We start from the raw sequence: 7,432 nt of genomic DNA, 5'->3' as shown, positions 1-7,432 counted from the left end.
CCTTCGCAACCGGCAGCGAAGGAATGCCATGACCACGTTCGACGACCGCCAGAAGGCTTTCGAGACCAAATATGCCCGCGATCAGGAGATGCAGTTCAAGGTCATCGCCCGGCGCAACCGGCTGCTCGGCCAGTGGGCGGCGAAGAAGATGGGGCTGACCGAGGCCGAGGCCGACGCTTATGCCCGCGACGTGATCCGCGCCGATTTCGAGGAAGCAGGCGACGAGGACGTGGTCCGCAAATTGCTCGGCGATCTCACCTCGGCCGGGGTCGAGGTGGACGACGCCGAGATCCGCCGCCAGCTCGAGCACAAGACGGTCGAGGCACGGCGCCACTTCATCGAGGCCACGGAGTAGAGTCGTGCCAATGCCCGCCGAAGAGATCGAGACTTTGATCAAGCAGGGCATTCCCGACGCTTACGTCGAGATCACCGACCTCGCCGGCGACGGCGACCATTATGAGGGGCGGGTGGTGGCGGAGAGCTTCCGCGGCCAGCCCCGCGTCAAACAGCACCAGCGCGTCTACCAGGCGCTGGGCGGCCGGATGGGCAACGAGCTTCACGCCCTGAAGCTCAGCACCTCCGCGCCCGAATGAAGGAAGACATGAAATGAGCGACGCCAACCCCCGCATCGATGCGCTCTTGCAGAGCAACGACATCGTCCTGTTCATGAAGGGCAGCGCGCTCTTCCCCCAATGCGGCTTCTCGCAGCGCGCGGTCGCGATTCTCGATCATCTCGGAGTCGCGTTCGAGACGGTCGACGTCCTCCAGGACCCGGAAATCCGCCAGGGGATCAAGGACTATTCCGACTGGCCGACCGTGCCGCAACTCTACGTCAAGGGCGAGTTCGTCGGCGGCTCGGACATCATGATGGAGATGTTCCAGGCCGGCGAGCTGCAGCAGCTGCTCGCCGACAAGGAAATTGTGAAGGCTTCCTAGGCAGCCGCCGCGCGCGAGCGTTGCAGCCCGGCATATTCGAGCAGTGCCAACGCGAGCACCGCCGCGCCCTGGCCGGCGACGAACAGCGAACCGAGCCCGGTGATCCCCGCCGTCGTGAAGGCGACGATCAGGCTCTCGATCGTCCAGCCGACATTGCCGACGATCACCAGCCAGACCAGAGCTGCGTGCGTGGCGTTGCGCGTTCCCAGCCAGCCGATGAACAGGCCGAGCGGGATCAGCATGTAGCCGGCGCCGGCGAGGAGCAGCTCGGGAACGCCGAACAGCTCGGAAAGCGCGCCGTCGCCGGCGACCAGCGCCGCGCCCATGCCGAGGCAGCTCGCCGCATCGAGGATCAGCACGCGCTTCAGGAAAGTGGTCATTTGCATCTCGTCCTCCGTTCATTTGGATGGGGCGGGCTTGCCCCGGACGGCGCATTCATGCTCCCTTCGAGGGAAGGCGGTCGATTACCTCGCGGGTAATGGCGGGATCGGGCGTGCGGGGGCAGGAGAGGGGCCATGACCATTGCCGTCGATCAGGGCTCGTTCGGCGAGCAGCTCAAGGCTTGGCGCGGCCGGCGCCATATGAGCCAGCTCGATCTCGCGCTCGAGGCGGAGATTTCCGCCCGCCATCTGAGCTTCGTCGAAACCGGCCGCGCGCGTCCCTCGCGCGAGATGGTGCTGCGCCTCGCCGAGACCCTCTCAGTGCCGCTGCGCAGCCGCAACGCCTTGCTCCTCGCGGCCGGCTTCGCCCCGGCCTATCGCGAGCGCGGCTTCGACGATCCGGCGCTCGGCCCCGCGCGTGAGGCGGTGCAGCGCATCCTCGACGGCCACGCCCCCTATCCCGCGCTCGCCGTCGACCGCCATTGGCAGATGGTCGCGCACAATCAGGTGGTGCCGCTGTTGCTCGGCGGCGTCGCGGCGCACCTGCTCGCGCCGCCCGCCAACGTGCTGCGCCTCAGCCTCCATCCCGAGGGCCTCGCCCCGCGCATCGTCAATCTCGCCGTATGGAAGCGCCATCTCCTCGATCGGCTGGCGGGCCAGGTCGCGGCGAGCGCCGATCCGGTGCTGGAGGCGCTGCGGGAGGAGCTCGCCGCCTATCCCGCCCCGGCGAGCAAGGCGCCGCCAATCGAAGCTTCGGCGATCCTGGTGCCGCTCCAGCTCGAATCGCCCGCCGGCCGGCTGTCCTTCTTCTCGACCACCACCGTGTTCGGCACCCCGGTCGAGGTCACCTTGTCGGAAATCGCGATCGAATCCTTCTTCCCCGCCGATCCGGAGACCGCCGAGGCGCTCAGGAATCTGGGCTAGAAAAAGATTGGGCGGGCCGCGCGACCGGAAAAGTGCGCTGGCCCGCCCATGAGTGGATGTGGACGCCGAAATAGATACATGGCCCGTGCCAGTTTCTAACGGGCGCGGATTTCCGGACCTTTTCATGGTGAAGCGAAATTAACCTTCTCGCCGAGTGTAAGCCGCGTCGACACTTTTCGCGCTCCGGCAGCCGCTCCCTTCATTTTAAGTCCGCGCGGTGCCACATGCCGGTCATGGCGGACGCCCCCACCGGCCGGATCGAGCAGGCGCACCCGAAGGTGCGGCGCCTGCTCGCGGGCAATCCCTCGCCCTTCACTTATCAGGGCACGCAGACTTATCTCGTCGGCAGAAATGAGGTGGCGGTGATCGATCCCGGGCCCGATCTCGCCGAGCATGTCGAGGCGATCCTCGCCGCGACGGCGGGCGAGCGGATCGTGGCGATCATGTGCACCCACACCCACCGCGATCACAGCCCGGCGAGTCGCGTCCTTGCCGCGACGACTGGCGCGCCGATCGTTGGTTGCGCGGCGCTGGCCATCGCCGATGACGGCCCGCGCGCCGACGCCGCCTTCGATTTCGATTATGCGCCGAACCGGATCCTCGCCGACGGCGAGCAGGTGACCGGCGACGGCTGGTCGCTGACGGCGGTCGCGACGCCTGGCCACACGTCCAACCATCTCTGCTTCGCGCTCGATAGCGAAGGCGCGCTTTTCACCGGCGATCATGTCATGGGCTGGTCGACGACGGTGATCGCCCCGCCCGACGGCGACATGGCCGCTTATATGGCGAGCCTCGACCTGCTCCTCGCCCGCGGCGATTCGGTCTATTTCCCGGCCCACGGCCCACCGGTCGAAAAGCCTCACGCCCACGTCCGCGCGCTCATCGTCCACCGCCGCATGCGTGAAAAGCAGATCCTGGCGCAGCTCGAAGCGGGGGAGGGGCGCATCCCGGCGATGGTCGCGGCGATGTACCGGGACATCGACCCGCGCCTGCACGCCGCCGCCGGCCGCTCGGTGCTCGCCCATCTCGTCGAACTCGAACAGCGCGGGCTGGTGCGCGGGGAGGGGGAAGAATGGACCCGCGCCGCTTGACCTCGGACCTTAGCGGTAGAAGGTCGCAACGCTGGGGACGTTCACGCCTGTCTTGTCCGCCATGAATTTGCAGACGTCGATATTTGTGTCGGTATATTCGGTCAGCCAGATGCGGTAGCCCAAGCCCTTGTTGCCGCCCGCCCGGTTGATGAAGGTTTGGCGCCGGGCGGCATCGACCACATTGGCCCGAAACAGCGCGTCGGTGACGTAGCCCATATCCCCTTTGAGGACGCGGATCGCGCGGGACGGCCCCTCGTGATGGGCGACATAAGCGAGCTTGGCCAGGCCCGCCGGGTCGACCGTGCCGCCGATCAGCCCGACGGCCCGCATCGCCGCGAGATTGTTCCGCGCGAAGTCGGCGCCGGCGAGGATGGACAGCCGAGGATCGAAGCGCTTCCCGAGCAGTTCGGCGCTTCTCACGACGGCGTTCGCAGCGGAGACGAGCCCCAACGCCTTCGCCTCGGCGTTGAGGAGCCCGCCGCCCCGCTTCGCCTCGCCGAGCCAGGTCGCGTCCAAGAACTGGGTCAGCCCGGACGCCGACGAGGTGCCTGCCTTGCTGTCGGGATTCCACTCGCCGTTGCGTTTCTTGGCGGCTTCGGCGTTGATGATCGCGGCCACGGTCTGCGGCGGCATGCCCGTGCGCTGGGCGGCCTCCAGGATCGCGGTCTGGAAAATCGCGTTGACACCGAGCGCGAGGTTTTCCGGGGCGTAAGGATTGCGCGGCGCTGGCGCCGGGGCGGGTGCTGGCCGAGGAGGCGGTGGCGACGGGGTCGGCGGCGGCGGGGCGGCCGCGGGGGCGCCGGGAATCTTCAGCACCTGTCCGGGCCGGATGCGGTTGACATCCTGGATGGCGTTGGCTTGGGCGAGCGCTGCGACCGTTGTGCCGAGCTTGGCGGCGATCTTTCCGAGCGTGTCTCCCGATTTGACGGTATAGGTGTTCGACATGGCTCTTCCCCCCTTGATCGCGCCGAGCTTGCGGACGAAGCAAAGACGATGATCCCGGCGATCGACCTCATGCGCTTGTGTGGTGGACCTGACAATAGATCATGGCGCCTGCATGGCGATCATCTTTGTCCGGTAACGGGTGGACTTGGCGCAAGTCTGTCGAAGCTTAGCGAACGCAAGTGATGGATGGACGCCACTTGAGGCTGCTCTTGGCGGGCGCCGTCGCCGTGACCCTGCTCATCGGCCTTCTGCTCGGCAGCTTGCTCCGCCCCGCCGCGGCGCCACGTGCGCCCGATCCGCAGGCAGTCGCCGACGCCACCTTGCTCTCGATCCGCGAGCAGGGCCGCCTCACCATGTTCACCGCGCGCTTCGTCGCGGTGGTCACGGCGAGCGAGAGCCGGCTCGGCCTGACCGCGCGCAAGACCCTGATCATGCCCGGCACGGTGCGCTACGGCGTCGATCTGTCGCGCCTGCGCCGCGAGAGCCTCGCCTGGGAGGCGGCGACACAAACCCTCACGGTGACGCTGCCGCCCCTTGAAATGTCGGCGCCGGACATCGATTTGAATGAGGTTCAGGAATATTCGGAGGGCGGCATCGTCATGGCGCTCACCAATTCCGAACGGGAGCTCGATCAGGCCAATCGCCGGAGCGCTCAGGATGAACTCATGCGCCAGGCGCGTGCACGGACCCCGATGCACCTGGCGCGACAGGCGGCGATGCGGACCGTGGCGAGAAGCTTCGCCATGCCGCTGAGAGCCGCGGGGATTGACGCCAGCGTGGCGGTAAGGTTCACCAATCCGGCGGGAGGCGAGGAGGCTGCCTTGCTCGATCGTCCGCGCCGGATCGACGAAGCCGCCGCCAATCGCAGCGCCGATCGCTGACCGGCCGCCGCCCACGGGGAAACGAGATGAACGCACCCAATGTCAGCCTCAAGGGCCTCGACCTCCGCGCCGAGATCGACCGCCTCCGCCTCGAGCGCAACGCCATCGTCCTCGCCCATTATTATCAGGCGCCGGAAATCCAGGACCTCGCCGATTTCGTCGGCGACAGCCTCGATCTCTCGCGCAAGGCGGCGGCGACCGATGCCGAGGTGATCGCCTTTTGCGGCGTCCGCTTCATGGCCGAGACCGCCAAGATCCTCTCGCCCGACAAGATCGTGATCCTGCCCGACATGAATGCCGGCTGCAGCCTCGAGGACAGCTGCCCGCCCGAACAGTTCGCGGCCTTCCGGGCGCAGCATCCGGACCATATCGCGCTCACCTACATCAACAGCTCCGCCGAGGTGAAGGCGCTCTCCGACATCATCGTCACCAGCTCGTCGGCGGAGACCATCCTCAACCAGCTTCCGCCCGAGCAGAAGATCATCTTCGGCCCGGACAAGCATCTCGGCGGCTGGCTCAACCGCAGGTTCGGCCGCGACATGCTGCTCTGGCCGGGCGTGTGCATCGTCCACGAGGCGTTCTCGGAGACCGAGCTCCTGAAGCTCAAGGCGAAGCATCCCGGCGCGCCGGTCCTGGCCCATCCCGAATGCCCGCCGCACATCATCGACCATGCCGATTATGTCGGCGCGACCTCGGGCATCCTCAAATATGCGCTGGAAAGCGAATCGGAGCTGCTGATCGTCGCCACCGAGCCGCACATCATCCACCAGATGGAGAAAGCGGCGCCGCACAAGACCTTCATCGGCGCGCCCGGCGCGGACGGCAACTGCAACTGCAATATGTGCCCCTACATGGCGCTGAACACGCTGGAGAAGCTCTACGTCGCGCTGCGCGACCTGCAGCCGCGCATCGAGATCGAGGAGGGCCTGCGCCTCGCCGCGAAGAAGTCGCTCGACCGCATGCTCGAAATGGCCGCGCACACGGTCGGCAAGGGCGACGTCGGCAAGCCGCAGATTTCGGGCGACTAGGACGCGCGTGACCTTCGCGCTCGACCGCTTCGATCTGGACCGTTTCGTGCGCGAGACGCTCGCCGAGGATCTGGGCGAGGGCGGCGACGTCACGTCGGAAGCGGTGATCCCGGCGGACGCGCACTTCACGGGTGTGATGGACAGCCGCGACGCGATCGTAGTGGCGGGCCTGCCGATCGCCGCCGCCTTCTTTCGGGCACTCGATCCGGAGGCGGCGATCGAAATTCTGAGCGGGGAGGGGGCGGTGGTGCCCGCCGGCGCCGATCTGATGCGTGTCACCGGCAAGGCCCGCGCCCTGCTCACCGCCGAGCGCTCCGCCCTCAACCTCGTCCAGCACCTCTCCGGCATCGCCACGCTCACCCGCCGCTATGTCGAGGCGATCGCCGGCACCGGCGCGATCCTGCTCGACACCCGCAAGACCCTGCCGGGCCTGCGCGTCCTCGAAAAATACGCGTCGCGGATGGGCGGCGCGCAAAATCACCGCATGGGCCTGTGGGACGCGGCGATGATCAAGGACAATCACGTCGCCGTCGCCGGCTCGGTCGCCGAGGCCGTCCGCCGCGCCGCCGCGGCGGGTCTCGACCGGATCATCGTCGAGGTCGACGGGCTCGACCAGATCGAGCCCGCCCTCCAGGCCGGCGCCACCCACCTCCTCCTCGACAATATGGACGTGCCCACCCTGCGCGAGGCGGTCGCCCTGATCGCCGGCCGAGTCCCCACCGAGGCGAGCGGCGGCATCACCCTCGAGACGATCCGCGCCAAGGCCGAGACCGGCGTCACCTACCTCTCCGTCGGCCGCCTCACCCAGTCCGCCCCCGCCGCCGACATCGGCCTCGATTTCGCGGCGGTCTGAGCGCCTCAATCCAGCCCGAACCGCTTCCGCCAGGCGGCGTCGAGCAGGTCCTGCACCTCCGCATGCTTTTGCATATAGGCGGCGAAGAAGGGGCAGATCGGGATCCCCTTCAGCCCGCGCTCCCGCGCCGAGGCGAGCGCCGCGCGGATCAGCGCGCCGCCGATCCCCTTGCCCTCATGCTCCGGCGGCACCTCGGTATGGGTGAACATGATCTGCCGGCTGAGCAGGTTGTATTCGGCAAAGGCGGTCGCATCGCCGAGTGCGATCTCGAAGCGATGCCGCGCCGCATTGTCGCGGACCTGCCATTCGGGGGGCGGCGGGGCTTTATCAGCCATGCTAAACGCCCGCGCCCGTCAGCCGCAGCGCCAGTTCCGCAGCAACGGCCGCAATGTCG

General features: G+C 67.7%; 11 protein-coding genes. 8 read left to right on the top strand and 3 right to left on the bottom strand.

Annotation, left to right across the window (positions count from 1 at the left end):
* Positions 1–28 precede the first annotated feature (28 nt).
* The 3 genes from ACT4N8_RS08760 to grxD are packed head-to-tail and all read left to right on the top strand — an operon-like array spanning position 29 to position 936.
* Complete coding sequence (locus tag ACT4N8_RS08760) at positions 29–355, top strand: DUF1476 domain-containing protein (RefSeq protein ID WP_444857751.1); 327 nt, start codon at positions 29–31, stop codon at positions 353–355.
* A gap of 4 nt (positions 356–359) precedes the next feature.
* A complete protein-coding gene (locus tag ACT4N8_RS08755; protein WP_444857750.1) occupies positions 360–593 on the top strand; it encodes a BolA family protein in 234 nt (77 codons plus the stop codon).
* Between the two features lie 13 nt (positions 594–606).
* A complete protein-coding gene (gene grxD, locus ACT4N8_RS08750; protein ID WP_444857749.1) occupies positions 607–936 on the top strand; it encodes a Grx4 family monothiol glutaredoxin in 330 nt (109 codons plus the stop codon).
* Here grxD and ACT4N8_RS08745 read toward each other — a convergent pair.
* Complete coding sequence (locus ACT4N8_RS08745; RefSeq protein ID WP_444857748.1) at positions 933–1,316, bottom strand: hypothetical protein; 384 nt, start codon at positions 1,314–1,316, stop codon at positions 933–935. The genes grxD and ACT4N8_RS08745 overlap by 4 nt on opposite strands.
* Positions 1,317–1,451: 135 nt before the next feature.
* Here ACT4N8_RS08745 and ACT4N8_RS08740 point away from each other — a divergent pair, with 135 nt between their 5' ends.
* Both ACT4N8_RS08740 and ACT4N8_RS08735 read left to right on the top strand, forming a co-directional pair.
* Positions 1,452–2,240, top strand: coding sequence for a helix-turn-helix domain-containing protein (locus tag ACT4N8_RS08740; RefSeq protein WP_444857747.1), 789 nt, complete (start codon positions 1,452–1,454; stop codon positions 2,238–2,240).
* Between the two features lie 224 nt (positions 2,241–2,464).
* Positions 2,465–3,331, top strand: coding sequence for an MBL fold metallo-hydrolase (locus ACT4N8_RS08735; RefSeq protein ID WP_444857746.1), 867 nt, complete (start codon positions 2,465–2,467; stop codon positions 3,329–3,331).
* A gap of 9 nt (positions 3,332–3,340) precedes the next feature.
* Here the strand turns inward: ACT4N8_RS08735 and ACT4N8_RS08730 are convergent, their stop codons facing one another.
* Positions 3,341–4,276 carry a LysM peptidoglycan-binding domain-containing protein gene (locus ACT4N8_RS08730; protein WP_444857745.1) on the bottom strand — a complete coding sequence of 312 codons (936 nt, stop codon included), beginning with the start codon at positions 4,274–4,276 and terminating at the stop codon, positions 3,341–3,343.
* A gap of 197 nt (positions 4,277–4,473) precedes the next feature.
* Between ACT4N8_RS08730 and ACT4N8_RS08725 the strand changes: the two genes are divergently transcribed.
* From ACT4N8_RS08725 to nadC, 3 genes are read left to right on the top strand one after another with little or no spacing between them, the layout of a single operon-like run.
* Positions 4,474–5,157: a DUF4230 domain-containing protein gene (locus ACT4N8_RS08725; RefSeq protein WP_444857744.1), complete on the top strand. Its 684-nt coding sequence runs from the start codon at positions 4,474–4,476 to the stop codon at positions 5,155–5,157.
* A 26-nt stretch (positions 5,158–5,183) separates the two neighbouring features.
* Positions 5,184–6,185 carry a quinolinate synthase NadA gene (gene nadA, locus ACT4N8_RS08720; RefSeq protein WP_444857743.1) on the top strand — a complete coding sequence of 334 codons (1,002 nt, stop codon included), beginning with the start codon at positions 5,184–5,186 and terminating at the stop codon, positions 6,183–6,185.
* A gap of 7 nt (positions 6,186–6,192) precedes the next feature.
* Positions 6,193–7,038 carry a carboxylating nicotinate-nucleotide diphosphorylase gene (nadC, locus tag ACT4N8_RS08715; protein WP_444857742.1) on the top strand — a complete coding sequence of 282 codons (846 nt, stop codon included), beginning with the start codon at positions 6,193–6,195 and terminating at the stop codon, positions 7,036–7,038.
* 5 nt (positions 7,039–7,043) lie between these two features.
* Here the strand turns inward: nadC and ACT4N8_RS08710 are convergent, their stop codons facing one another.
* On the bottom strand, positions 7,044–7,373 hold the full coding sequence (locus ACT4N8_RS08710) for a GNAT family N-acetyltransferase (protein WP_444857741.1): 330 nt from the start codon (positions 7,371–7,373) through the stop codon (positions 7,044–7,046).
* Between the last annotated feature and the right edge of the window lie 59 nt (positions 7,374–7,432).

The sequence above is a fragment of the Sphingosinicella sp. genome, from assembly GCF_052387495.1.
Classification (GTDB): domain Bacteria; phylum Pseudomonadota; class Alphaproteobacteria; order Sphingomonadales; family Sphingomonadaceae; genus Allosphingosinicella.
The sequence above is the reverse complement of the archived record's forward strand: the minus strand, read 5'-3'. Positions and strand labels throughout refer to the sequence as shown.